General features: G+C 62.8%; 21 protein-coding genes. 10 read left to right on the top strand and 11 right to left on the bottom strand.

The genetic code is table 11. The annotated features are described in order from the left end of the window. The first annotated feature begins 1 nt into the window (after position 1). From thiP to ACSV9I_RS14320, 3 genes are all read left to right on the top strand, one after another. Positions 2-1,660 carry a thiamine/thiamine pyrophosphate ABC transporter permease gene (gene thiP / locus ACSV9I_RS14330; protein WP_438329495.1) on the top strand — a complete coding sequence of 553 codons (1,659 nt, stop codon included), beginning with the start codon at positions 2-4 and terminating at the stop codon, positions 1,658-1,660. Continuing rightward, positions 1,650-2,396, top strand: a complete 747-nt coding sequence (gene thiQ, locus ACSV9I_RS14325; protein ID WP_438329493.1) for a thiamine ABC transporter ATP-binding protein — start codon at positions 1,650-1,652, stop codon at positions 2,394-2,396. Before thiP ends, thiQ begins: the two co-directional genes overlap by 11 nt. Before the next feature lie 219 nt (positions 2,397-2,615). Continuing rightward, positions 2,616-4,142: a M48 family metalloprotease gene (locus ACSV9I_RS14320; protein WP_156318600.1), complete on the top strand. Its 1,527-nt coding sequence runs from the start codon at positions 2,616-2,618 to the stop codon at positions 4,140-4,142. Positions 4,143-4,203: 61 nt separating this feature from the next. Here the strand turns inward: ACSV9I_RS14320 and ACSV9I_RS14315 are convergent, their stop codons facing one another. Continuing rightward, positions 4,204-4,848 carry a glutathione S-transferase family protein gene (locus ACSV9I_RS14315; RefSeq protein ID WP_438329491.1) on the bottom strand — a complete coding sequence of 215 codons (645 nt, stop codon included), beginning with the start codon at positions 4,846-4,848 and terminating at the stop codon, positions 4,204-4,206. Between the two features lie 285 nt (positions 4,849-5,133). Here ACSV9I_RS14315 and ACSV9I_RS14310 point away from each other — a divergent pair, with 285 nt between their 5' ends. Further along, complete coding sequence (locus ACSV9I_RS14310; protein WP_438329489.1) at positions 5,134-5,343, top strand: hypothetical protein; 210 nt, start codon at positions 5,134-5,136, stop codon at positions 5,341-5,343. 21 nt (positions 5,344-5,364) lie between these two features. Here the strand turns inward: ACSV9I_RS14310 and ACSV9I_RS14305 are convergent, their stop codons facing one another. Then, the gene (locus tag ACSV9I_RS14305) at positions 5,365-6,234 is read right to left on the bottom strand and encodes an RNA polymerase factor sigma-32 (RefSeq protein WP_054159133.1); all 870 of its coding nucleotides are present in this window, start codon (positions 6,232-6,234) and stop codon (positions 5,365-5,367) included. Between the two features lie 340 nt (positions 6,235-6,574). Beyond that, positions 6,575-7,687, bottom strand: coding sequence for a 3-isopropylmalate dehydrogenase (gene leuB, locus ACSV9I_RS14300; protein ID WP_438329487.1), 1,113 nt, complete (start codon positions 7,685-7,687; stop codon positions 6,575-6,577). Positions 7,688-7,861: 174 nt separating this feature from the next. Here leuB and ACSV9I_RS14295 point away from each other — a divergent pair, with 174 nt between their 5' ends. After that, positions 7,862-8,794: a pyridoxal-phosphate dependent enzyme gene (locus ACSV9I_RS14295; protein WP_438329485.1), complete on the top strand. Its 933-nt coding sequence runs from the start codon at positions 7,862-7,864 to the stop codon at positions 8,792-8,794. Between the two features lie 88 nt (positions 8,795-8,882). Here the strand turns inward: ACSV9I_RS14295 and leuD are convergent, their stop codons facing one another. Next, positions 8,883-9,488 (bottom strand): 3-isopropylmalate dehydratase small subunit, encoded by a 606-nt coding sequence (leuD, locus tag ACSV9I_RS14290; protein ID WP_438329483.1) that lies wholly within the window; start codon positions 9,486-9,488, stop codon positions 8,883-8,885. A 147-nt stretch (positions 9,489-9,635) separates the two neighbouring features. Continuing rightward, positions 9,636-9,866: a hypothetical protein gene (locus ACSV9I_RS14285; RefSeq protein ID WP_054159128.1), complete on the bottom strand. Its 231-nt coding sequence runs from the start codon at positions 9,864-9,866 to the stop codon at positions 9,636-9,638. Between the two features lie 110 nt (positions 9,867-9,976). On the opposite strand from ACSV9I_RS14285, the gene ACSV9I_RS14280 reads away from it, so the two are divergent. Continuing rightward, positions 9,977-10,891, top strand: a complete 915-nt coding sequence (locus ACSV9I_RS14280) for an HpcH/HpaI aldolase/citrate lyase family protein (protein ID WP_438329481.1) — start codon at positions 9,977-9,979, stop codon at positions 10,889-10,891. Between the two features lies 1 nt (position 10,892). Further along, on the top strand, positions 10,893-11,099 hold the full coding sequence (locus ACSV9I_RS14275; protein ID WP_438329479.1) for a DUF1737 domain-containing protein: 207 nt from the start codon (positions 10,893-10,895) through the stop codon (positions 11,097-11,099). Between the two features lie 2,462 nt (positions 11,100-13,561). On the opposite strand, the gene bfr is transcribed toward ACSV9I_RS14275, so the two are convergent. From bfr to ACSV9I_RS14250, 5 genes are all read right to left on the bottom strand, one after another. Then, complete coding sequence (gene bfr, locus ACSV9I_RS14270) at positions 13,562-14,047, bottom strand: bacterioferritin (RefSeq protein WP_054158066.1); 486 nt, start codon at positions 14,045-14,047, stop codon at positions 13,562-13,564. A 252-nt stretch (positions 14,048-14,299) separates the two neighbouring features. Then, the gene (locus tag ACSV9I_RS14265; protein ID WP_438329668.1) at positions 14,300-14,725 is read right to left on the bottom strand and encodes a (2Fe-2S)-binding protein; all 426 of its coding nucleotides are present in this window, start codon (positions 14,723-14,725) and stop codon (positions 14,300-14,302) included. A gap of 12 nt (positions 14,726-14,737) precedes the next feature. Next, positions 14,738-18,136 (bottom strand): error-prone DNA polymerase, encoded by a 3,399-nt coding sequence (locus ACSV9I_RS14260; protein WP_438329477.1) that lies wholly within the window; start codon positions 18,134-18,136, stop codon positions 14,738-14,740. 31 nt (positions 18,137-18,167) lie between these two features. After that, the gene (locus ACSV9I_RS14255; protein WP_438329666.1) at positions 18,168-19,601 is read right to left on the bottom strand and encodes a DNA polymerase Y family protein; all 1,434 of its coding nucleotides are present in this window, start codon (positions 19,599-19,601) and stop codon (positions 18,168-18,170) included. Between the two features lie 40 nt (positions 19,602-19,641). Beyond that, the gene (locus tag ACSV9I_RS14250; RefSeq protein WP_438329476.1) at positions 19,642-20,604 is read right to left on the bottom strand and encodes an ImuA family protein; all 963 of its coding nucleotides are present in this window, start codon (positions 20,602-20,604) and stop codon (positions 19,642-19,644) included. A 158-nt stretch (positions 20,605-20,762) separates the two neighbouring features. Between ACSV9I_RS14250 and ACSV9I_RS14245 the strand changes: the two genes are divergently transcribed. Continuing rightward, positions 20,763-21,206 (top strand): metallopeptidase family protein, encoded by a 444-nt coding sequence (locus tag ACSV9I_RS14245; protein ID WP_054158062.1) that lies wholly within the window; start codon positions 20,763-20,765, stop codon positions 21,204-21,206. A 149-nt stretch (positions 21,207-21,355) separates the two neighbouring features. Beyond that, on the top strand, positions 21,356-22,105 hold the full coding sequence (locus ACSV9I_RS14240) for an SDR family oxidoreductase (RefSeq protein WP_438329474.1): 750 nt from the start codon (positions 21,356-21,358) through the stop codon (positions 22,103-22,105). Positions 22,106-22,113: 8 nt separating this feature from the next. Here the strand turns inward: ACSV9I_RS14240 and ftrA are convergent, their stop codons facing one another. Further along, positions 22,114-23,130, bottom strand: coding sequence for a transcriptional regulator FtrA (gene ftrA, locus ACSV9I_RS14235; RefSeq protein WP_438329472.1), 1,017 nt, complete (start codon positions 23,128-23,130; stop codon positions 22,114-22,116). A 67-nt stretch (positions 23,131-23,197) separates the two neighbouring features. Here ftrA and ACSV9I_RS14230 point away from each other — a divergent pair, with 67 nt between their 5' ends. Continuing rightward, on the top strand, positions 23,198-23,596 hold the full coding sequence (locus ACSV9I_RS14230) for a rhodanese-like domain-containing protein (RefSeq protein WP_054158060.1): 399 nt from the start codon (positions 23,198-23,200) through the stop codon (positions 23,594-23,596). Positions 23,597-23,606 lie beyond the last annotated feature (10 nt).

The following is a 23,606-nucleotide window of genomic DNA, read 5'->3' as shown; positions in this document are numbered from 1 at the left end:
GATGGCGAGACCGCTCCATCAGTCCTGGCGTAACAGGCTGCCCGCATTCGTGGGCGGCCTCTTTGTTCTGCTGGCGATTGGCGGTTTCGTTGGCACGGCACTTTTTTCCCTGCTGTCGGGGCGCACAGGATCCGGCGTCCTCAACATCTTTGGCGATCCGGTGATCCTGGCACTCCTGCAGTTTACGCTCTGGCAGGCAGCGCTCTCGACATTTCTCTCTGTCGGCCTGGCTGTCCTGGTGGCCAGTGCGCTTGCCCGCCAGCCATCCTTTCCGGGTCGGGTCTGGCTCATCCGGCTGATGGCCGTTCCCATGGGGCTGCCCGTTCTGATCGGCGCGCTTGGCCTGATCGGCATTTTCGGCCGCAATGGCATCGTCAACACGGCGCTTGTCGGCCTCGGCGTCTCTCAGCCACTCTCGATCTATGGTCTTGGCGGCATTCTGGTCGCCCATGTCTTCTTCAACCTGCCGCTAGCCAGCCGGCTCCTGCTGTCTGCGCTGGAGCGGGTACCGGCGGAATATTGGCGCATGGGCGCCAGCCTCGGCTTTTCGCCGCTCTCGACCTTCCGGTTCATCGAATGGCCGGTGCTTGCCCGCGTCATTCCGGGGGCGGCCGGCCTCATCTTCATGCTCTGCGTCACCAGTTTCACGCTGGTGCTCATCTTCGGCGGCGGACCGGCAGCGACCACGATCGAGGTCGCGATCTATCAGGCCCTGCGCTTTGACTTCAATCCGGAGCGCGCCGTCTCGCTGGCAGTGACGCAGATCCTCGTGACCGCTGTCGTGCTCCTGACCTTGAGCCTTCTTCCAAGCGCCAGCGATGCGGGCCAGGCAAGCGGCCGCCGCTTTCCCCGTTTCGACGGACGCGCTGCGCTGGTTCGCACAGCCGATGGGCTGCTGCTTGCCGTGAGTGCCCTCTTCCTTATCCTGCCGCTCGGACAGGTCGTGGTCTCCGGGCTTCGATCCGATCTGTGGCGCCTCATGCAGCAATCGGCGTTTCAGCAGGCGGCAATGACCAGTCTCATCGTTGCGGTCGCGGCCGGGCTTCTGGCCACCCTTGGCGCCTATGCTGTGGTCGCGGCGCGTAGCCAGCTGACCGGCCGCCACGATCGGACAATGTCTGCCGCGCCCGTCACGCAGGCTTTTTCTCTCGGCCTCGCCGGCGTCTCTTCGCTGGTTCTGCTCGTGCCGACGACGGTACTCGCCACCGGCTGGTTCCTGATGCTGCGGCCGTATGGGGATGTCGCGCTTTTTGCCCCTTTCGTCGTGACGGGCATCAATGCCCTGATGGCGCTACCCTTTGCCACGCGCGTTCTGGAACCGGCCTATCGTGACCACCGCGAGCGCACGGCCCGTCTTGTCGAAAGCCTCGGCCTCTCCGTGTGGCAGCGCCTGCGGCTGATCGACTGGCCGGTTTTGCGCCGGCCGCTGTTTGCCGCGCTGACTTTCGCCATGGCCCTCTCGCTCGGCGACCTGGGTGCTGTGGCCTTGTTTGGATCGGAGAATATTTCCACCCTGCCAACGCTGATCCATGCCAGCATGGGCAGCTATCGCAGCCACGATGCCGACGGGCTGGCGCTGATCCTTGGTCTGATCTGCCTGCTTCTGGCTCTTCTTGGCGCGCCGGGTTCGACTGCAAGGGAGCGTGTTGATGCCGCCTGAAACCGCTGCCGCCGCCGTTACACTCGATCATGTGACCCTGACGCTTGGCACCAGCCACTTCGATTTCGACTGTGGTTTCGAGCGCGGTGCGGTTACGGCCATTGTCGGCCCATCCGGCTCGGGAAAGTCGACGCTGCTCAATCTTGTCTCCGGCTTCGAGCAGCCGGAAAGCGGTGCAGTGCGGATCGACGGGCAGGATGTCACGCGGCTGGCGCCGGCCGAGCGTCCGGTTTCCCTTGTCTTCCAGGACAACAACCTCTTCGCGCATCTCGATCTCTTCACCAATATCGGGCTCGGCATTCATCCGGGACTGAGGTTGTCGCCTGCGGATCGTGAAGCCATCGGGCATGCGCTTGAGCGGGTTGGGCTTGGGGGTTACGAGCATCGTTTGCCGGGCTCTCTTTCGGGCGGTGAGCGACAGCGCGCCGCCATTGCCCGGGCTCTGGTGCGGCATCGTCCCGTCCTGTTGCTTGACGAGCCGCTCGCGGCGCTTGATCCGGGCCTGCGCCGTTCGATGGTCGAACTCATCGCCGATCTCCAGGCCGAAACCAGAGCCACGCTGCTGCTCGTCACCCATGATCCGCGAGACATCGAACGGCTTGCCAAACATGTCGTCTTCATCGAAAACGGTCGCGTGCTGTTGTCGGTACCATCTGCGGAATTCTTTATGCGCACGGATGTCGAAGCCGTGCGACAGTTCGTTGGCGACGGTCGGGCAGAGGGTCTTTCGCCTTAATTTGGTCGTTCGGTGCTGGCATGCGCCGGAATGGAAAAAGTCCGGCTCGGCTGGGCTTGGTAGAAGCGAGGCGCGGCACTATCTACCGACTGGAGCCCAGATCATTTTCGCTTTATGGAAAATGTGAGGGATTCGGTCCGGAACGATTCTCGCCGGGCAGTGCGTGGTAAGGCGAGTGGACCCTTGCATGGGTCTTTCGGGCAAGGGTGAAGGGGCAGGATGCAGTTTTTGAGCCGGATCAGCGTGATGGCTGCCGAAAAGGGACGGCAGCGCCGCCCCTTGCGGCTGGCATCGAGCGTTGCAGTGCTCGTCTCTGCCGGCCTTGTGCTGTCCTCTTGCCAGTCTGTTTTCGAGCAGGCCTATGAGCCCTCCGTCGCGCCATCGAGCAATCCGCAGATCGTCGATGAAGTGCAAAAGGGCGATCCGCGCGCGCAGATGGGGGCCCGCGAGCATCCCCGCATCGTTGCCTCCTATGGCGGTGAATATTCCGACGCCAAGACCGAGCGGCTTGTCGCCCGCATTGCCGGTGCTTTGACGGCCGTGTCGGAAAATCCGAACCAGTCCTACCGGATCACCATTTTGAATTCCCCCGCGATCAACGCCTTTGCGCTGCCGGGGGGGTATCTCTATGTCACGCGCGGCCTTCTGGCGCTTGCGAATGACGCGTCGGAAGTGGCAGCCGTGCTCAGCCATGAAATGGCGCATGTCACGGCAAACCACGGCATCGAGCGTCAGCGCCGCGAAGAGGCGGAAGTGATTGCCAGCCGGGTTGTGGCGGAGGTCCTGTCCAGCGATCTCGCCGGCAAGCAGGCACTTGCCCGCGGCAAGCTGCGTCTGGCTGCCTTCTCGCGTCAGCAGGAATTGCAGGCCGACGTGATCGGCGTCAGAACACTGGGTGAGGCGGGCTACGATCCCTATGCCGCTGCCCGTTTCCTCGATTCCATGGCCAAATACAGCCAGTTCACCTCGGTCGATCCTGATGCCGACCAGAGCCTGGACTTCTTGTCGAGCCACCCGAATGCGCCGCAGCGCGTCGAATTCGCCAAGCGTCATGCCCGTGCCTTCGGGCCGGAAGGCAGCCACGGCGAGACGGGTCGCGACTATTACCTGAACGGCATCGATGGCCTGCTCTATGGCGACAGCCCGGACGAGGGCTATGTGCGCGGGCAGACCTTCCTGCATGGCAAGCTTGGCATCCGCTTCGACGTTCCGGCCGGTTTCGTCATCGACAACAAGGTCGAGGCGGTCCTGGCAACGGGTCCCGGCGATGTTGCAATCCGCTTCGATGGCGTGGCTGACAACAAGAAGATGACGCTGGCCAATTACATTTCCAGCGGCTGGGTGACCGGTCTTCTGCCGGACACGATCCAGGCGATCAATGTCAACGGTCTCGAGGCCGCAACTGCGCGGGCCTCGGCCGATCGCTGGGATTTCGACATTACGGTCATCCGCATCGGCCCGCAGATCTTCCGCTTCCTGACCGCCGTGCCTAAGAGCAGCCCGCAGCTGACCCCGACAGCCTCACAGCTGCGTTCCAGCTTCCGCCGGATCACGCCGCAGGAGGCAAGCTCGCTGAAGCCGCTGCGCGTCCGTGTCGTTACCGTCGGCCCGTCAGATAATGTCGGCACCATGTCGGCCCGGATGATGGGCACCGACCGCAAGCTCGAGCTTTTCCGCCTGATCAATGCACTTGGTCCTGCCTCGACCGTTGCGCCGGGCATGCGGGTGAAGATCATCACCGAGTGAGCGACGGTTGTTGGCGCTCTGGCCTTACTGGCTGTTCACCGATTGCTGTCCCGCCAATGGCTCAATCGCTCCCGAAGTTTCTCTGCCAGACCGGGCGTAGATCTGGTTCTAAGTCAACTTTCAGCGCTATGGTCGCGAGTTTCGGGCATTCCTGTTTCATCCAGTCACGCCCCGGGCGCCAGTGGCTCATGGCACAAATGCAAATGTCGAGGGCTGAGAAGTCTTCACCAAGTGCCCAGGGTGACGCGCTGACCTGCCGTTCCCACTGCCGCCATAAATCCTTGCGGCGGCTCATCACGCGATCCCTGAACTCCTCTGGCGCGCTGGGTGCCCACCGTTCAGGGTAGTCCGCATAGGTGAACGTCGCGTAGAGCGCAGCGACAAGCCACACAAGTCGATGCAGGAACACGGGTCGCATTGGATCGCCGATCGCGGGGGCAAGCCCTGCCTGGGGGCAGGTTTCGGAAATATGGAGCAGAATGGCAGCACTCTCGGCCATCGCCGTTCCATCGGGCAGAACAAGAACGGGTATCTGTGCGAGAGGATTGACAGCCAGCAGGCGGTCCCGCGCTTCACCCGGCGCGTCAAAGCCAGTCACATCCTCGACCGTAAACGGAAGTTTTGCGCGGACCAGCGCCGCTTCCACCAGTACGGATCCCCAACCGGGCGCGCCGTATAGATGATATGCGGCTTGGCTGGATGTCATGTCACTCTCCGGTCTCGCTTAAAAGTTGCATTACCACGGTGACTGTCGCGGTTCAATGAATTGGATTTTCGATGATCGGATGATTTGCCAGCGCCGCCTCGCGATAGGGTCGTTTGACCAAATGCCGCAGCTGGCCTCAGTGATAGTGCCTCAATGCTCGTCGAGGTGCTTCATCATGTTTCTCAGCCAGCCCCGTGCAGTGTTCGCAGCCGATCAGCCAGGGCCTGGTTCGCGGCATGGGGCATCGCCAACACCGCACTCTATCCGATTTGCCAGGTAAGGGTCATGAAGGCGGCAAGTCACTCGCAGGCGCTTGCTGGAACACTCAATGTTTCAATGGCAAATGCCGGTATTGGCCTTGGCGCGCTGATTGGCGGCGCGACCATCAAGCACTGGGATCTCGCAGATGTCGGTTATGTTGCCGCCTCGATTGCAGTCTCTGCGGCAGCTCTCGCGATGATTATCCGCCGACTTTGGCCGTCGGGCGATAGGTGATGGCGGCTCTGTCAGCCGCCGTCACGCCATCTCGTAACGCGCCGATGCTGGCGCCTTGTCGGTGAGTGCGACCTTGAGCTTTTCCAGGGCCCGTGTCTCGATCTGGCGGACACGCTCCTTGGAAATGCCAAGCTCCATACCGAGCTCTTCCAGTGTTGCTCCATCTTCCGTCAGGCGGCGGGCCTTGATGATGCGGCTCTCACGCTCGTTGAGGCCATTCATGGCGTCCCGCAGCCAACCGGTCCAGCGTTCGCCGTCAATGATCGAGGTTACCTGTTCGTCCGGCAGGGCTTCGCCACTTTCCAACATGTCAAGCTGCTCTGTGCCCTCGCCATGCCGTCCGGCGACCGGGGTTTGCAGGGATGCATCATTGCCGGAAAGGCGCGCGTCCATCGACTGCACGTCGGAAAGGCTGACACCAAGGGCCGAGGCGATTTCCTGGTGGATCGCCTGATCTGAAAGGCGGTTGTCACCCTGGGCAAGTTTGGCGCGCAGGCGGCGCAGGTTGAAGAACAGTGCCTTCTGGCTTGAGCTTGTACCGCCACGGACAATCGACCAGTTGCGCAAGATATAATCCTGCATCGAGGCGCGGATCCACCAGCCGGCATAGGTCGAGAACCGCACTTCACGGCCGGGATCGAAGCGGGCGGCTGCTTCCAGAAGGCCGATATATCCTTCCTGGATCAGATCATTGAGTGGCAATCCGAAGCCGCGAAACTTCGAGGCCATGGCAATGACGAGGCGCATATGCGCCTGGGCGATGCGGTTTCGTGCCGCCTGGTCATCATTCTCTTTCCAGCGGATCGCAAGGTCGAGTTCTTCCTCGCGCTCCAGGTAGGGCTGCGCCATGGCGTATCGGATAATGTGTCGGTCGGCGGACATGGCTTTCATCGGAATCTCTCCTGGTCGGGGTGGATCGCGCGTCGACGGGCCCTATATCCGTCAATTGAAGTCTCAACGGTCGAGCGCCCTTCCGGTTCCACCGGGCTGGGCTCGCGCCACCTTTTGTTCCATTTTCCTCATCAATTCCGCTTTGCATTACGCAGCCTCTCGCCCGACGGTTTGCCGGTCGGTGACCTCTGGACGTTTAAAAGCATATTCTCACGAAGACGTGATTTAGAGAGGCAGGTCCACCGCCGTGGCTGGACGCCAGAATGCAGAACGGCGCGGGTTGCCCCGCGCCGTTGCATGTTCGTTTGAGGGCCCGTCGACCCCTGTCAGTTTGACCGGATCAGGCGGACAGCGCCTTGAACTCGGCGAGGATCGCGTCGCCCATCTCGACGGTGCCAACCTGGCGGCAGCCCTCGGCCATGATGTCGCCGGTGCGGATGCCCTGGTCGAGCACGTTGGCGATTGCCTTTTCCAGCGTGTCGGCTTCCTTCACCATATTGAAGGAGTAGCGCAGGCACATGGCGAACGAGGCGATCATGGCGATCGGGTTGGCGATGCCCTTGCCGGCGATGTCCGGGGCCGAACCGTGCACGGGCTCATAAAGTGCCTTGCGCTTGCCGGTCTTGCCGTCGGGTGCGCCGAGCGAGGCGGATGGCAGCATGCCGAGCGAACCGGTCAGCATGGCCGCAACGTCGGACAGCATGTCGCCGAACAGGTTGTCGGTGACGATCACGTCGAACTGCTTCGGGGCGCGCACGAGCTGCATGCCGCCGGCATCCGCCAGCATGTGCTCCAGCGTCACGTCGGAGAACTTCTCCTTGTGGGTCGCGGTCACGACCTGGTTCCACAACACGCCCGACTTCATGACGTTGCGCTTTTCCATCGAGCAGACGCGGTTGCCGCGGGTGCGGGCCAGCTCGAAGGCGACAGCCGCGATGCGCTCGATCTCGTAGGTGTCATAAACCTGGGTGTCGACGGCGCGTTTCTGGCCGTTGCCGAGGTCGGTGATGGTCTTCGGCTCGCCGAAATAGACGCCGCCGGTCAGTTCGCGGACGATCAGGATGTCGAGGCCTTCGACCAGTTCCGGCTTGAGCGACGAAGCATTGGCCAGTGCCGGATAGCAGATCGCGGGGCGCAGGTTGGCGAAGAGTTCCAGATCCTTGCGCAGGCGCAGAAGTCCGGCCTCAGGACGGACTTCGTACGGAACGTCATCCCACTTCGGGCCACCCACGGCACCGAAGAGAACGGCATCGGCGGCAAGCGCCTTGGCCATGTCTTCTTCCGAGATCGCTGCGCCATGCGCGTCATAAGCGGAACCGCCAACCAGGCCTTCATCGGTGACGAAGCCGGCGTCGTGTTCGGCGTTCATATAGGCGATGATCTTGCGGACTTCGGCCATGGCCTCCGGGCCGATGCCGTCGCCGGGCAGCAGGAGAAGATTGCGCGCAGTCATGGAAACCCTCCACTCGTTCAAAGTTGCGGTGTCTTACGCGGGGCGTTTGGGCTTTTCAAGCGAGATGGGCCGGAAACGGTACGGTTTGCGGGGTTTCGCTCGGCAAGAGGCGTGGTTGACCGCACAGGCCTGGACGTCCAGAAGTATCGTCCCTGCCACCGGAATGCGCGCCCCATGTCTCTTACCCCGCTCCACATTGAAACGCCGCTCCTGCGGACCTCTGCCACCTACAGCAAAAGCGGCCTGCCGCTCTGGCTGAAGCTCGATGCGCTGCAGCCGTCCGGCAGTTTCAAGCTGCGTGGCGTCGGTCTTCTCTGCCAGCATGAGGTGGCGAAGGGTGCCCGGCAAATCTTCTGTGCCTCTGGCGGCAATGCCGGCATTGCCGCGGCCTTTGCCGGGCGTTCCCTCGGGGTGAAAGTGACGATTGTCGTGCCGGAAACCACCTCGTCCGAGGTGCGGGCCCGGATCGCGGCGACCGGCGCCGAGGTGCTGGTGCATGGCACGGTCTTCGATGAGGCCAATGCCCATGCGGTCTCGCTCGCGGCGGCGCAAAATGCCGCCTATGTGCATCCTTACGATCATCCGCTGTTGTGGCAGGGCCATGCAACGCTGATCGATGAAGTGGTCAGGGCGGGCGCCGAGTTTGACTGTGTGGTGACCAGCGTCGGCGGTGGCGGGTTGCTTGCCGGCATCGTCGAAGGCTTGCAGCGCAACGGGCTTTCGACCATCCCGGTGATCGCGGTCGAGACGGAAGGGGCGGCTTCGCTCAATGCCGCGATTGCCGCAAAGGCGCGGGTGACCTTGCCGGCCATTACCTCGATCGCCAATTCGCTTGGCGCGCGACAGGTGGCGCGCCATGTTTTCGATCTGGTCGATCAGCATCCGATCGAAAGCGTGACCGTGACCGATGCCGAGGCCGTCCGGGCCTGCCTGAAGTTTGCCGACGCGCATCGGGTGCTGGTGGAGCCGGCCTGTGGCGCAGCCCTTGCGGTTGCCGATGTGCATGCCGGGCTTCTCTCCCGGTTCAAGGCGCCGCTGATTGAAGTCTGTGGTGGGATTGGCGTTTCGCTTGCCATGCTGGAGAACTGGCGGGCGCAGTATTCCTGAGCGCCAATAAAAAGAGCCGGGCGTTAAGCCCGGCTCTTCGTTCGGTCAATTCGAAGGCTCTGACCTTCGATTGCTCAGGCCCAATTGCTCAGGCCCAGGGGCGCTGTGCAGCGTTGGCTGTTTCGAAAGTCGTGATGCTCGAGGCTTTTTCCAGCGTCAGGCCGATGTCGTCGAGGCCATTCAGCATGCAGTGGCGCTTGAAAGCGTCGATTTCGAAGGTGATCTTGCCGCCGTCGGGACCGGTGATTTCCTGGGCTTCCAGATCCACCGTCAGGACTGCATTCGAGCCGCGGCTCGCGTCGTCCATCAGCTTGTCCAGGTTTTCCGGGCTGACGATGATCGGCAGGATGCCGTTCTTGAAGCAGTTGTTGTAAAAGATGTCGGCAAAGGACGTGGAGATCACGCAGCGGATGCCGAAGTCCAGCAATGCCCAGGGCGCATGTTCACGCGAGGAGCCGCAGCCGAAATTGTCGCCGGCGACCAGGATCTGGGCGCTGCGATAGGCGGGCTTGTTGAGAACGAAATCCGGATTTTCCGAACCATCTTCCTTGAAGCGGGCTTCGGCAAAGAGACCAGCGCCGAGACCGGTGCGCTTGATGGTCTTCAGGTAATCCTTCGGGATGATCATGTCCGTGTCGATGTTGACGACCGGGAGCGGCGCGGCAACGCCGGTGAGCTTTACGAACTTTTCCATCAATCCTGCCTTCGATCTGGCTAAAAAGCGTCTGTTGTCTCGCCCATAGAGCAAATCGCCATGGATTTGAAGGAGAATCTTGGGCAGGCAGCAGGGAGCGGGGTCATCGACGATTTCGGGCCGGCGTTCCGGTCGTCATTCCCGGCCTTAGAGGTCGATGATCGTGCCCTTGCCGTCATTCCAGACGCGCAGGTCTTCACGGCGTTTCGCGCGGGCATAAACCGGCTGGCGCTTCGCACGCGGCATCAGCATGCGCACCGCGAGCGTCACGCTGAGAAGCGCTCCGACGATCAGGGTCAGCGAGACCGCAAAAGCGGCTGCGATGCCGACGAAGGCAAGGCCGGCAAGGGCGAGAACGGCGGAGCGAAGATTCTGCATGAGTATGGTCCTTTCACGCTGCAAAGGTGATCCTTCGAACCCTGTATTGCAAGGGGCCTTCACCGATTTGTCATCTTGCGCAGGGGGCCAAAGCTTGCCAAAACTCGGCCATGATCCTTTCGTCCTCCCTCGATCTCAACCACCCGTCCCGACTGCGCCGCTCCGTTCTGACCGTGCCGGCCGTCAATGAACGCGCGCTTGCCAAGATTGCGAGCCTCGACTGCGATGCCATCATTTTCGATCTCGAGGATTCGGTGGCGCCCGATGTGAAGGCCGAGGCGCGGCGCAAGCTCTTGGAATTCCTGCGCGAAGCGGATCTCGGAAAGCGCGAGCGGATTGTCCGGGTGAATGGTTCGGACAGCATGCACTACCGCGAGGATGTGGCAATGGTGATTGCCGCTGCACCGGAAGCCGTGCTGCTGCCGAAGGTCGAGGACCCCGCTGAGGTGCAGGGCGTGGTCGATGTTCTCTCGGAAAGCGATGCGGCGGAAAGTCTCAGGGTCTGGGCGATGATCGAGACGCCGCGCGGCGTGCTGAATGCAGCCGCAATCGCGTCATCCGGCCGCACTTCCGCCGGGCGGCTCGATGCCTTCGTCATCGGTCTCAACGACCTGCGCAAGGCGACGCGCATCCCGCCTGATCCCACGCGGCGCTATGTCGTGCCCTATCTCATGCAGGTGCTGCTCGCTGCCCGTGCCTATGGGCTCGACGTCATCGACAGCGTCTCGAATGATTTCAGCAATCTGGCCGCCTTCGAAGCCGAATGTGCCGAAGGGGCCGCGATGGGCTTTGACGGCAAGATGCTGATCCATCCGGCGCAGATCGCTGGGGCCAACCAGCATTTCGGCCCGTCGGCCGAAGCGGTGGCGGAAGCACGGCTCGTGGTCGAGGCCTTCTCCGACCCGGCCCATGCCGGGCTCAACGTCATCAATATCGATGGCCGCATGATCGAGCGCCTGCATGCGGATCAGGCCGCACGCCTGCTCGAACGGCTTGCCGCAATCCAATCCCGAAAGGACATTTGAGATGAAAGTCTATCGCTTTATCACCGGCCCTGACGATTCCGCCTTTTGCCACCGCGTGACCGACGCGCTGAACAAGGGCTGGGAATTGCATGGCTCGCCGAGCCACTCCTTCAATGCGGCGGAAAACAAGATGTACTGCGGGCAGGCTGTCGTGAAGACCGTGCATGGCAAGGACTACGACCCGACGATGAAGCTCGGCGAACAGTAAAGCGTCGGCCGCTCTATGCCATGGGCTTAAGACCGCTGAGCCCTCTCGCCCTTGGCGGGGGAGAGTGCGGACTGAGTCCGTCTCGACGCCCTCATGCCGGGGTCCACGCGCATGGCGCGGCGCGAGTGTCCATCTCCCCCTAGCGGGGGAGAAAGCGATGTCGATGAATTGGGCCAGCGCGAGCGGCGTAAATATCAGAAATTGCAAGTGAGGGGCCGTTATGTCGTTGCAACGGAACCGATCCCCTCACCAGGAAAATCTGAAGTTTAGGCGGCTTGCGCTCGCCTAAGCCTTCGATTTTCCGTCCTCCCCCACAGTGGGGGGGAGGTGAGACGGGCTCCGCGCATTGTGCTCGGCCCTCATGCCGGGGGGCACGCGGACGGCGCTGGCCTTGAGGCATCCCGCTCTGGTGGCCTCGTGCTTCTGATCTCGCTCCCGCCTCAGCATGAGGGGTGGCGGGGTGGCCTCGCCCTTCGAGGCCGGGCAAGCCCGGCACCTCAGGATGAGGGGAAATCTATCACTGTCAAAAAACCAAGCTTCGCCGCCGGTCGGGATGGCTCCCTCCGGGGATGGCTTTATTTATCTCGGACGGGGCGCCAGAAGCAGCCTGTCTAAGTAAGTAATGTGGCTCCTTCCGGCGCCCCGTTCGGCGTCTATTCCCGCTTGCATGCGTCTCTCTGGCAAGGCGGCGACGGTCTTTGAGTTGCCCCAAAGATGGACCGGGCGCGGGTCCGGCTTGGCAGTCAATTCCCGAGGGAATGTCTGCCATAGCCTGGCCGGTGGCCCGGGAGGTTCCCGCCGGATGGTGCACCATTCCGACCGGGACCCTCGCCCGGGGGATGCATTTGGATCATTGGCGATCCCCTCGCATCCCCGCCGTTTGTTTCGCCCCGCCGTCAGGTCTTGTTCGCGACAGCGTTGGCGCCTTGTTTGTGTGCCTCTGAGGCACGCCCTTCCGATCGAGTATCCGGGTTCTGAGGCATCCGACCCCATTACCCTCGTCCAGCTCTTCGTCCGGAGGGAGACCGTTGCAAGCGGGCCGGGGTTTTATGCCTGCGACAGCACATCGCCCCGGCGCCGATCCCGCCTCGCCCGACATCGCATCGTCAGGTGTATCCGAGGGCGGAACGGGGTGAGTGTAATGCCACTGCAAAAAGCGGGGATGAAAAATAGGATGCGGCTCTGATTTCGTTGGAGATTTCCCGAAATTCATCCCCGGGCCACTGCGGAAACTGAGGGGCTTTTGGCGGCCTCCCTCTTCTACCCAGCGGGGAGAAGGTGGCGCGATAGCGCCGGATGAGGGGGCGGCGAAGCCGCACACAACGTGGCACTGGATCAAAGATGACCCCGCCAATGCTCTGCCATGTCGCCTTGCGCTTCGCGCCCCCCTCATCCCCGGTGCAACAAGTTGCACCTGTGTCCTGCGGACCATCTTCTCCCCGCTGGGGAGAAGCCGGAGCACGCCGCAAGCGCGGGACCTATCTCCCCCCTTGCGGGGGAGAAAGCGAAATCGAGGAATTGGCCCGATCAGGGCCAAACCTCAGATTTCGCAAGAGGGGGGCTCGGTCAGGTTATTACCAACGGAACTGTGCCCCTCTCCAGGAAAATCTGAAGTTTAGGCGGCTTACGCTCGCCTAACCCTTCGATTTTCCGTCCTCCCCCGCATGGGGGGAGGTGGGATGCGCACGGTGCTCGCCTTTCGACAAGCTCAGGAGGCGGATCAGGGGGCGGCGGCTTGTGTGATGACATCATCCTGAGGCGCCCTCGCGAAAGCGAGGGCCTCGAAGGATCCCGGCCGCAGATACAAGATGGGCCTCGTTCTTCGAGGCACGACTGTGTCGGGCGCCTCAGGATGAGGGGTAGAGGGTGCGGCAAGCTTGTCTTCGGGGCGCAGCAGCAAGCGAATATGATGAATGAGGCCAGCGCAAGCGGTCTAAACATCGGAAATCGCCAGAGAGGGGGGCGGTAATGTCGAACCAGCAGCACTGATCCCCTCTCCAGGAAAATCTGAAGTTTAGGCGGCTTACGCGGACCTCAAGCCTTCGATTTTCCGTCCTCCCCCGCATTGGGGGAGGTGGGATGCGCACGGTGCCCGCCTTTCGACAAGCTCAGGAGGCGGATCAGGGGGCGGTGGCTTGTGTGATGACCTCATCCTGAGGCGCCCTCGCGAAAGCGAGGGCCTCGAAGGATCCAGGCAATGGCTGCAAGATGGGCCTCGTCCTTCGAGGCCCGACTGTGTCGGGCGCCTCAGGATGAGGGGAGGGGTCAACGTTGGCGGGGGGCGGAAAACTGGCGTCTGATGCAGGCAGAGGAGAGGGGCATGTCGCTCTGGGCGGCGTTGCCGGTGCGCGCTTGCTCCGGTGAACCAGATCCAAATCGGATCCGGGGGCTTGTATCTCGAAACAAAAAAGCCCCCGGAAGGGGGCTTTCGCTGGGGTGGCTTTCGCTGGGATGGCTTGGGCTTATTCGGCCGAATCGGCGGATTCGGCGTTGAGCTGGCCGTATTTCTCTTCGCCGATCTTGCCGAGCAGCTCCAGCTGGGTTTCGAGGAAGTCGATATGGCCTTCCTCATCGATCAGCAGCTGTTCGAAGAGCTTCATCGAGACATAGTCGCCGGCCGCGTGACAGATGTCGCGCGAGGCCTTGTAGGCGGTGCGGGCATCGTATTCGCCGGCGAGGTCTGCTTCGAGCACTTCCTTGACGTTCTGGCCGATGCGCAGCGGTGCGACTGTCTGGAGGTTCGGGTGACCTTCGAGGAAGATGATGCGGTCGATGATCTTGTCAGCGTGCTGCATTTCTTCGATCGACTCGGCGCGTTCCTTCTTGGCGAGCTTGGTGTAGCCCCAGTCGTTCAGCAGGCGGTAATGCAGCCAGTACTGATTGACAGCGCCGAGTTCGAGAAACAGCGCTTCGTTGAGCTGCTCGATGACCTTCGGATCACCCTTCATGTTTGTCGTCCTTATACGTGATTGGAATGCCGAAACATTACCGCCCGAAATTCGATCTGTCGAGAGTGTTGTTAGAAGGATTCTAAAGTGTTGTGACGTTTATCGTGCAACTTCAGCGCCCGATACGGCGGGGCCTTCGCGCATCACAGACGCATGCGCAAGGCTCGCATATGCACATTGCGCGCACGATGCGAGGCTGTCGGCGTGTCTTGGTAATTTCTATCAGTGATGATTTTGAGGCGAAGAAAGGGATCAGCCGGCTGCGCGACGGCTGGCGAGCATAGCCTGACGGCGCTCGGCAAAGGCTGCCTTCTGCTCTTCATGGAACTGCTTCAGGCGCTCCATGAAGTCGACGACCTTGGTTTCCTCGGTCTTGCGGGCGGCGTGATATTCAGCAGTGGTGCGGATGATGAGGTCAACGACATTGGGGAAGCAGCCGCAGCAGCGACCGCGCTTGCCCATGGCGTGGTAGACCTTGCCCGGCACGATCAGCTGCCAACAGTCTTCATCCAGCAGTTCAGTAATGACTGCCTGGATGTCCTTGTCGGTGATGTAATTGCAGCTGCAGACCAGCATGGTCGGGCACTCGTCAAACATGACACTCGTTGTCCCCTTTGTGTTAAACCAGATGAGCTTTGTCAAGAAAATTCGCAGACACGGCTTGCTCGGACGTGTAATGCCCAGACAGGATCAGTGGAAATTGCGGCCCTTGGGCATCAACTGGGCCATGGCGCTGCGCCGCGGATGGCCGGGCGGTGGGGCGGCCACCGGCAGCGTGGAGGGTGGCTTTGGTGGCATCGGGCGCGTTTGCTTCTCGCGTTTTGCCTGGCGCTGGTCGACGCCCGGCCGGCGGACCTCATCGGCATGGGCCAATGTATCAAAGGCCTTCAGGTCTTTGAGCAGCAGGCCGAGGCGGGGGCTGGCATCGACGAGATGATCGGCGACGACATGGATGACGCCATGGGCCTTTTGCAGCCGGCCGCGCAGGACAACCAGCCTTGCGCCCATGACCACCGGCCGATAGCGCTCGAAGACCTTTGGCCAGACGATGGCGTTGGATGTCCCTGTCTCATCTTCCAGCGTCATGAAGATCACGCCCTTGGCTGAGCCTGGTCGCTGGCGCACCAGAACCAGGCCGGCGATCTGCACCTTTGCGCCATGCGCCATGTTTTCGAGGTCGGCTGCCGATTTCAGCCCCGCCCGATGCATGGCCTCACGCAGGAAGGACAAGGGATGCGCCTTCAGCGAGAAGCTCAGCGTGCGATAGTCGCTCAGTACTTCTTCACCCGGCAGCATGCGCGGCAAGGCGACCTCGGCCTCCTGCTGCAGATCCTCGCCCGGACGTGTCAGGAAGAGGGGCAGGTCTTCGACTGCCGCTCCCGCATCGAGCGCCTGGGCAGCCCAGAGCGCATCACGGCGGTTCAGTCCCAGAGACGAAAAGCAGTCGGCATCGGCGAGTTTCTCGATCACCGCGCGGGGCAGGCGCGTGCGCAGCCAGAGATCGCGGACGGAATCATAACCCGCGCCGCGTCTTTCAACGAGGCGGGCCATATCCTTTTCCGACAGGCCCTTGATCTGGCGAAACCCGAGACGCACCGCCTGGCGGCTCTTGATCACGCTGGTCATGGAGCGGTGGCGGGATGCGATGCGGGCGGGATCAAAGGCCGGTTGCCCTTGCTCATCGCCTTCAAGCGTTGAATCCCAGGCGGAGTGATTGATATCGACGGGCCGCATCTCGACGCCATGCTCGCGGGCATCGCGCACCAGCTGGCCCGGCGCATAGAAGCCCATGGGCTGGGAATTGAGGATCGCGGCGCAGAAGACATCCGGATAGAAGGCCTTGAACCAGCAGGAGACATACACCAGCAGGGCAAAGGAGGCCGCGTGGCTTTCGGGAAAGCCGTATTCGCCGAAACCCTCGATCTGGCTGAAGCAGCGGGCGGCGAATTCGGGATCGTAACCGCGCTTGACCATGCCCTCCACCATGCGCTTCTGGAAGCTTGAGACCTGGCCGGTGCGGCGGAAGGTGGCCATGGCGCGGCGCAGTTTGTCGGCTTCAGCGGGTGTGAACTCGGCAGCCGTGATGGCGATCTGCATGGCCTGTTCCTGGAAAAGCGGCACACCCAGCGTGCGTTCCAGCACGGTGCGCAGTTCCTCGCTCGGATAGTCGATCGGCCGACCGGCGAGCTTGTCTTCCCGGCGCTTCAGATAGGGGTGGACCATATTGCCCTGGATCGGGCCGGGGCGGACGATGGCGACCTCGATGACCAGATCATAGAAGATGCGGGGTTTGAGACGCGGCAGCATGCTCATCTGGGCGCGGCTTTCGATCTGAAAGACGCCAAGGGTGTCGGCCCGGCAGATCATGTCATAGACTTCCGGGCGCTGGTCTTCGTTGACCGAGGCCAGCGTTTCCTGGCGGTCGTAATGGGCGGACAGCAGCTTGAAGGCCTTGGCGAGGCAGGTGAGCATGCCGAGCGCCAGCACGTCGATCTTGAGGATCTTCAGCGTATCGAGATCGTCCTTGTCCCATTCGACCATGTAGCGGCCATCCGCCGTGTTCATGATCGGCACCACTTCGTCCAGGCGGTCGCGGGTGATGACGAATCCGCCGACATGCTGGGAGAGATGGCGGGGGAAATTCTGCAGGGCTTGGGCGTAAGACAGGACATGCCGGGTGGTTTTGTCCTGGAGGTCGAGGCCTGCGGCCTTGGCCTGGTCCTCGGTGAAGTCGCTCGTCCACCAGCCCCAGATCGAGCCGGCAAGAGCCGATTGCACATCGTCCGACAGACCGAAGGCCTTTGCCACCTCGCGACCGGCCGAGCGGGCGCGGTAGCTGATGACGGCGGCGGTGAGCGCTGCATGCTCCCGGCCATAGGTCTCATAGATGAACTTGATCACCTCCTCGCGCTTCTCATGCTCGAAATCGACGTCGATATCGGGCGGCTCGTCGCGTTCGGTCGAGAGGAAGCGGTCGAAAAGGAGGGTGGTCTTCTGGGGGTCGACCTCGGTGATGCCGAGGCAGAAGCAGACGGCAGAATTGGCAGCCGATCCGCGGCCCTGGCACAGAATACCGACGGCGCGCGCGTGGCAAACAATGCGATAGACCGTGAGGAAATAGGGTTCATAGCGCTTTTCGGCGATCAGCTTCAGTTCGTAGTCGAGGAGGCCCAGCACCTTTTGCGGGATTTCGCCGGGATAGCGACGGGCCGCGCCCTCGAAAGTGAGGCGGCGAAGCGCCAGTGCCGGCGGTTCACCGTCGAAGATTTCGTCGGGATATTGATGCGAGAGTTCGTCAAGCGAAAATCGAAGCCGGCTAAAGAGTTTCCGGTTGTTGGTCATGGCCTCCGGGCAGGCGCGCAGCAGACGGGCCATTTCGGCCCCGCATTTCAGGTGGCGTTCGGCATGGGCATGCAGGCGAAAGCCAGCCTCCCGGATACCCACATGTTCGCGGATGGCGATGACGACATCGGCAAGCGGCTTTCGATCCGGGGCGTGGTAGACGACGTCGTTCGTGGCGACCAGAGGCAGATCGAAGCGGCGTGCAATCAGGCCGAGTTCGTTGAAAGTCTTGCGATCGGAACCATCATGGCGCGGCACAAGACCTAAATAGAGCCGGTCGCCGAGGGCCGGCCGGATGCGGGCGAGGCGGGCCTGATAGGCCTCGACATCGCTGATCTCGGCGAGCGACGGGGGCATGGCAACGAAGAGCATGTTCTGCGCCCATTCGAGGAGATCTGCTTGATAAAGCGTGCAGGTGCCCTTCTGCGAACGCAGATTGCCGGCACTGAGCAGGCGGCAGAGATTACCCCAGCCCTTGCGATCCATGGGATAGGCCAGAAGCTCCGGCGTATCGTCGGCAAAGACGAGGCGGGCGCCGGGGCGAAATTCAAGCCCGTTCAGCTTGGCGGATGCATGCAGGCGCACGACGCCGGCGACAGTGTTGACATCAGCAAGGCCGATCCCGTCGAGACCGAGCGCCAAGGCTTGCTGGACGAGTTCCTCGGCATGCGAGGCGCCGTCGAGAAAGGAGAAATTGCTTTTCAGCCCGATCTCGAAAAAGCCCTGCGGGTTTGTGGGGCCTTTCAACAGCCCTCCGGACGGAGTGTTCATGCCCGCCTCAGGAGAAGAAACCCTGGAGGAACCAGGTCGGGTTGACGGTGCGGCGCTCGAACAGGCCTTCGCGATAGAGCCAGAAACGCTGGCCTGCCGTGTCCTCGATGCGGAAATAATCGCGCGGTGGCGCATCCTCGCCATCCGTCCACCATTCCGGCGCTAGGCGTTCCGGCCCCTCGGCACGGGCGATGCGGCGCTGGACGCGGCGCCAGCGGAAACTGGCCGGTGGGCCGTCAGGCACCGATGACATGACCTCGACCTCTTCCGGTCGGTCGAGCAGGCGAATGGGGCGCGGACTGCGCCTGGGCGAGGCTATGTCGCGCGTGCCGACCAGAGCACGGCCGAGCGCCTTGAGGCCATCGGTGAGGGGGGCATGGGTTGCGGCACGGTCCGGCCAGTGGCTGGCAAGTGGTACCGGCAGACGCAAGGCGCGCTCGCCGAGGCGGGCAGTCACCTGATCAAGGAAGCGGGTGAGAAGCTCGCTTGCCTCGGCGCCCTCGTCTTCGGCAAGGGCTGCCTGCCGGATATCGAAGGCTTCGCTGAGGAGCACGTTCAACCGCAGCAATTCATAACCGAAGCCGGCATCGAGTTCGTCGGCGAGCACGCCAAGGCGTTCGCGGAAAAGCGCGCGGATGCGGGCGGGATCGCGCAAGGGAGCGGAGGCCCCAACCTCGATGCGGAAGACACGACCGTCGACGCGGAACACCAGGAGTTCGAACAGGCGACCGCCCTCGCCGCGGGCTTCGAGCGCGGTCTTCAGGCCGCCGGCGAGACGGCCGGCAAGGTCGAGCACATGGTCTTCGCTGACAATCGGTTCGGCCAGCCGCCGTTCGGCCGAGAGGAGCGGCAGCATGCGGCGCGGCGAAATCGGCTCGCCTTCGTGGCCGAGCGCCTGATCGAGGCGCAGGATCGGGACCGGGCCGAAACGGCGGGTGATCGGCGGACGCGGCGCAGCGATCAGGTCGCCCACCGTCTTTAACCCGACGCGTGCAAGATTGGCCAGCGTGCCCGCATCAAGGCGCAGGGCCGCGACCGGCAGGGGTGACAGAACCCGGATAGCGTCGGGCGGGGAGACCAGCGTGGGACCGCCGAAGCGGCTGCAGGCGCGGGCAAGGCCTGGCGTCGAGGCGACCGAGATGTGCACGGCAAGGCCGAAGGCGGTGAGGCGCTGGTCCAGATCCTCGACGAGTTTCGCCTCGCCACCGAAGAGATGGGCGCAGCCGCTGATATCCAGCAGCAGACCATCCTCGCCATCGAGGGCAACGAGCGGCGTATAGCGATCACACCAGTCGGCAATCGCATCGAGAAAGCTTCGATCAGCGGCGGGATCTGCCTCCAGAACATCGAGGCCTGCACAGATTGCCCGGGCCTCGGCCAGGCCCTGGCCCACACGCAGACCAAAGCCTTCTGCTGCTTCATCAAGGGCGGTCAGGCGCATCGTATTGGCTGAGCGGCCGGCACAGGCCAGCGGCGGGCGCTCAGGAGGCGTGGTCGAGGACCGGTCCAAACGCCAGGACAGACCCCAGCGGCGGCGGGCGATGCGATCCGTCGACAGCCTCGGAAGCCAGAGGGACAGAATACGGCGATCCGAGGCCGGATGTTGGGTGAGAAGCGATGGCGCGAAGGCGGCGGTCATGGGGTGTCCACTCCAGAATGAGGTCGGTCCGGCCCGGCATGCGGGATTTTTCGACACGGATGCGAAAGACGGGGTTCCCGATGCTGCCGCCCAGCAGGGACCCGTCGGCGAGAGACCGCGCCACCGCCGGCGCGGGTTCGACAGACAGGCGAAGGGCGGCGCTCGATGCCTCCTCCTCGCCTGCCTGACGCAGGATCAACAGCCTGCCACCGGTGCCGCGTGCCTTGAGGCTGAGGCGCCGGCTTTCGGTCAGGCCGAATTTCTTCGGGTTGCCGTGCACTTCAAGCAGCACGGCGGCAAAGGCGCGCGAGGACAGGGCCGCCTCGGTGAGCCACAAGGCATCTTCGATACGACGTGGCAGGGCATGCACGAGTTGGGCGGGGGCGAGGCCGTAATCGGTCAATCCCGGCGCATAGGCACGGCCCGCCTCGCGCACGACATGCGGATCGGCGATGAAGAGCAGATGACGTGGCGCGCTGCGATTGTCCGCAGCTTCCCCAACCTCTGCTGGGGATGCCGGCATCAAGGCCAGAGACAGACCAAGCCCGGTCACTGCGCCCGCCTGCTGCAGCCGTTCGCCGCGCAGTTCGACCATCGCTCCCCGTGCCGTGAGTTCGGTGGCCAGCGGCGCGAAAACGGAGGCTGCATCGCTTCCGGCCATGCCGGTTGCGGTGTGTGCGCGTTCGTCTTGCGCGCCTGCCGCCATTGCAGCCAGGCGCGCGGCATGGTCGGGCTTTCCCTCGATGCGGGCAACTGCCTGCCTGAGGGCAAAAAGCTCTTCCGTCGCCGAAGGGCGCTGGCCCATGACGTTCTCCTTGCTCAGATGTTCCTTATTTGTTCCTATGGATTCCAGAGCTGGCGAAAAGAGTCAACGGGGGTGGAGATAAGAATTTATTCCTTCGTTGAATTCACTCTCGAAATGATGACGCAAAACCCCTATATGTGCGGCAGTAAGGAGTACCCATGGCCCGCATAGACCAGAGTGAGGATTGGCAGGAACGGCACGCGCCGACGATCAGCACGTTCGAGTCGCTGGCGATCGAGGCCTATGGCCGGCTGCCGCAGGAATTTCGCGACCTGAGTAAGGATCTCATCATCGAGATCACCGATTTTCCGACCGATGAAGTCTTCGAAGACATGGCGCTCGAAACGCCTTTCGATCTGCTGGGGCTGTTCGAAGGCCGCGGCATTTCCGAGCGTTTCACCATGGAAACCGGGATGATGCCGAACCGCATCATTCTCTACCGGCGGCCGATCCTCGATTATTGGGCGGAAAACGAGGAGACACTGGGCGACATCATCACCCATGTGCTGATCCATGAAATCGGCCACCATTTCGGTCTGTCGGACGACGACATGGAGCGCATCGAGGAAAGCGCTGACGAGGCGGCTGCCGCCGAGCGGTGAAATTGCCTCGAAGGCCGCAAGAACCGCCTTTCCACGTTCCACCTGCCTCAACTCATCCATTGCCCTTTGTCTGGTGCAAACAAGAAACGGGTGTCGCGACACCCTTGCGCCTCTCTATGTCTGGCCTCCTGAAACAGGAGGTCATCATCATGAACAGTCTTCAGGGCAAGGTTGCCATCATCACCGGCGCGTCTTCTGGCATTGGGCGTGCGACGGCCGTGCTCTTTGCGCGCGAAGGTGCAGCCGTCGTCATCAATGCTCGGCGGGCGGAAGCGCTCGACCGGGTTGCTACGGATATCCGGGCAAACGGCGGCACCGTCCAGGCGGTCGCCGGCGATGTTCGCCAGGCAGACACGCATCGGCGGCTGGTGGACACGGCTCTCGAAGCCTTCGGCCGGTTCGATATTGCGATCAACAATGCCGGCACTGTCGGACGGATCGGCCCCCTTGCCACACTGGACCCTGCGGAGTGGCAGTCCGTGGTCGATGGCAACCTCACTTGTGCCTTTCTGGCGGCTCGGGCACAGATCCCCGCCATGCAGGCGAGTGGTGGCGGTGCGCTCGTCTTCGTTTCCAGCTTCGTCGGCACCAGCGTCGGCTTGCCAGGCATGGCTGCCTATGGTGCGGCGAAAGCCGGGTTGATGGGGCTGGTGAAGGGTATCACCGCCGATTACGGCGCCGAAGGCATTCGGGCCAATGCGCTCCTGCCGGGAGGGACCGATACGGCGATGGCAGGCGACCAGACGCAGAAGGACTGGGCTGCGTCCTTGCATGCGCTGAAGCGGATTGCGCAGCCGGAAGAGATCGCGGCGGCTGCACTGTTCCTGGCCGGGCCAATGGGGAGTTTTGTTGCCGGTTCGGCACTCTATGCCGATGGCGGCAATGCGGCGGTGAAGTGAGGCCGGGCTCAGGCTGCATGGCCGAAGCGCGCGCGATAGGCGGCGGGGCTGGTGGCAAGCCGGGTACGGAAGTGGTGGCGGAGCGTCGCCGGCGTGCCGAAGCCTGCGGCAAGTGCGATGTCATCGAGTGACAGGTCTGCCTGGCGCTCCAGCAGATCGCAAGCGTGGCGCAGGCGGCGGGCGAGCAGGAATTCGCCCGGGGCAGAGCCGGTCAAGTCCTTGAACTTGCGTTGGAAGCTGCGCGTGCTCATGCCGGCGCGCGCGGCCATTTCGGCAAGCGTTACTTCCCGATCAAGATTGCCATCGATCCAGTCGATAAGGGGCGCGAGGCGCTGGCCTTCACGCTCCTGCGGTACGGGTTTGATGATGAACTGGGCCTGGCCACCCTCGCGATGCGGCGGCACGACGAGGCGGCGGGCAACGCTGTTGGCGGCTTCTGCGCCGAAATCACGGCGCACGACATGGAGACAAAGATCGATGCCGGCTGCACTGCCGGCGGCGGTCATCACCTGCCCTTCATCGACATAGAGCACGTCCGGATCGAGCTTGATCAGAGGGAAGCGGCTGCGGATCGCATCGGCATAACGCCAGTGGGTGGTGGCGCGGTGGCCGTCGAGAAGGCCGGTGGCAGCCAGAACCGCAAGTCCCGAGCAGAGGGACATCAGCCTTGCACCGCGGGCATGGGCAGCACGCAGGGTTTCGATGAGCAGCGCTGGAACGGGTTCGCCGATACCGCGCCAACCGGGCACGACGATCAGATCGGCTTCGGCGATGAGGTCGAGATTGCCGCTCGTCGTGACGGTGAGGCCGCCGGCCGCGCGCAAGGGGCCGGGCTCGATGGCGGCGGTGGCATGGCGATACCAGTCATGGCCCAGTTCCGGCCGCGCCAAACCGAAGACTTCCACCGCCACGCCGAATTCGAAGGTGCAGAGGCCGTCATAGGCCAGCGTGACGACACGGGGACCGGTGAGGGGGGAGGAGGCGAAGGGTGAATTCATTGGCGCAATCTTTACGCATGTTGGCATTCAGGCCAGTTTCGCTCATTGCAGGAAAAAGGCAAGATCTCTCCATCGAAACACCAAGGAGATGCCCATGCCGAGCCATGTCACTGAAATTCCCGCCGCCGATCCTGCCCTGGTCGCGGCTCACTATGCGGCACGGCTTTCCTTCGAGACGGATTGCTGGGACGTGCATGCGGTGTTGGAAAAGGGGGAGCCGGATTTCGTGCTTCTCGACGTGCGCGGACCGGCATTGTTCGAAAAGGCGCATGTGCCAGGCGCGATCAACCTGCCGCATGGCAAGATGACGGAGCGGAAGATGGCGGAATGGCCCGAGGATACGCTGTTCGTGGTCTATTGCGCCGGACCGCATTGCAATGGCACCGACAAGGCAGCCCTTCGGCTGGCCCGGCTTGGCCGCAAGGTGAAGGTGATGATCGGCGGCATGACCGGCTGGGCGGATGAAGGTTTCGCGGTCGCGACGGGGTTATGAACGGGCTGCC

Source organism: Rhizobium sp. G187 (assembly GCF_051549525.1).
GTDB lineage: Bacteria > Pseudomonadota > Alphaproteobacteria > Rhizobiales > Rhizobiaceae > Allorhizobium.
Note: the sequence above shows the minus strand (reverse complement) of the source record. Positions and strands in the feature narration are given on the sequence as shown.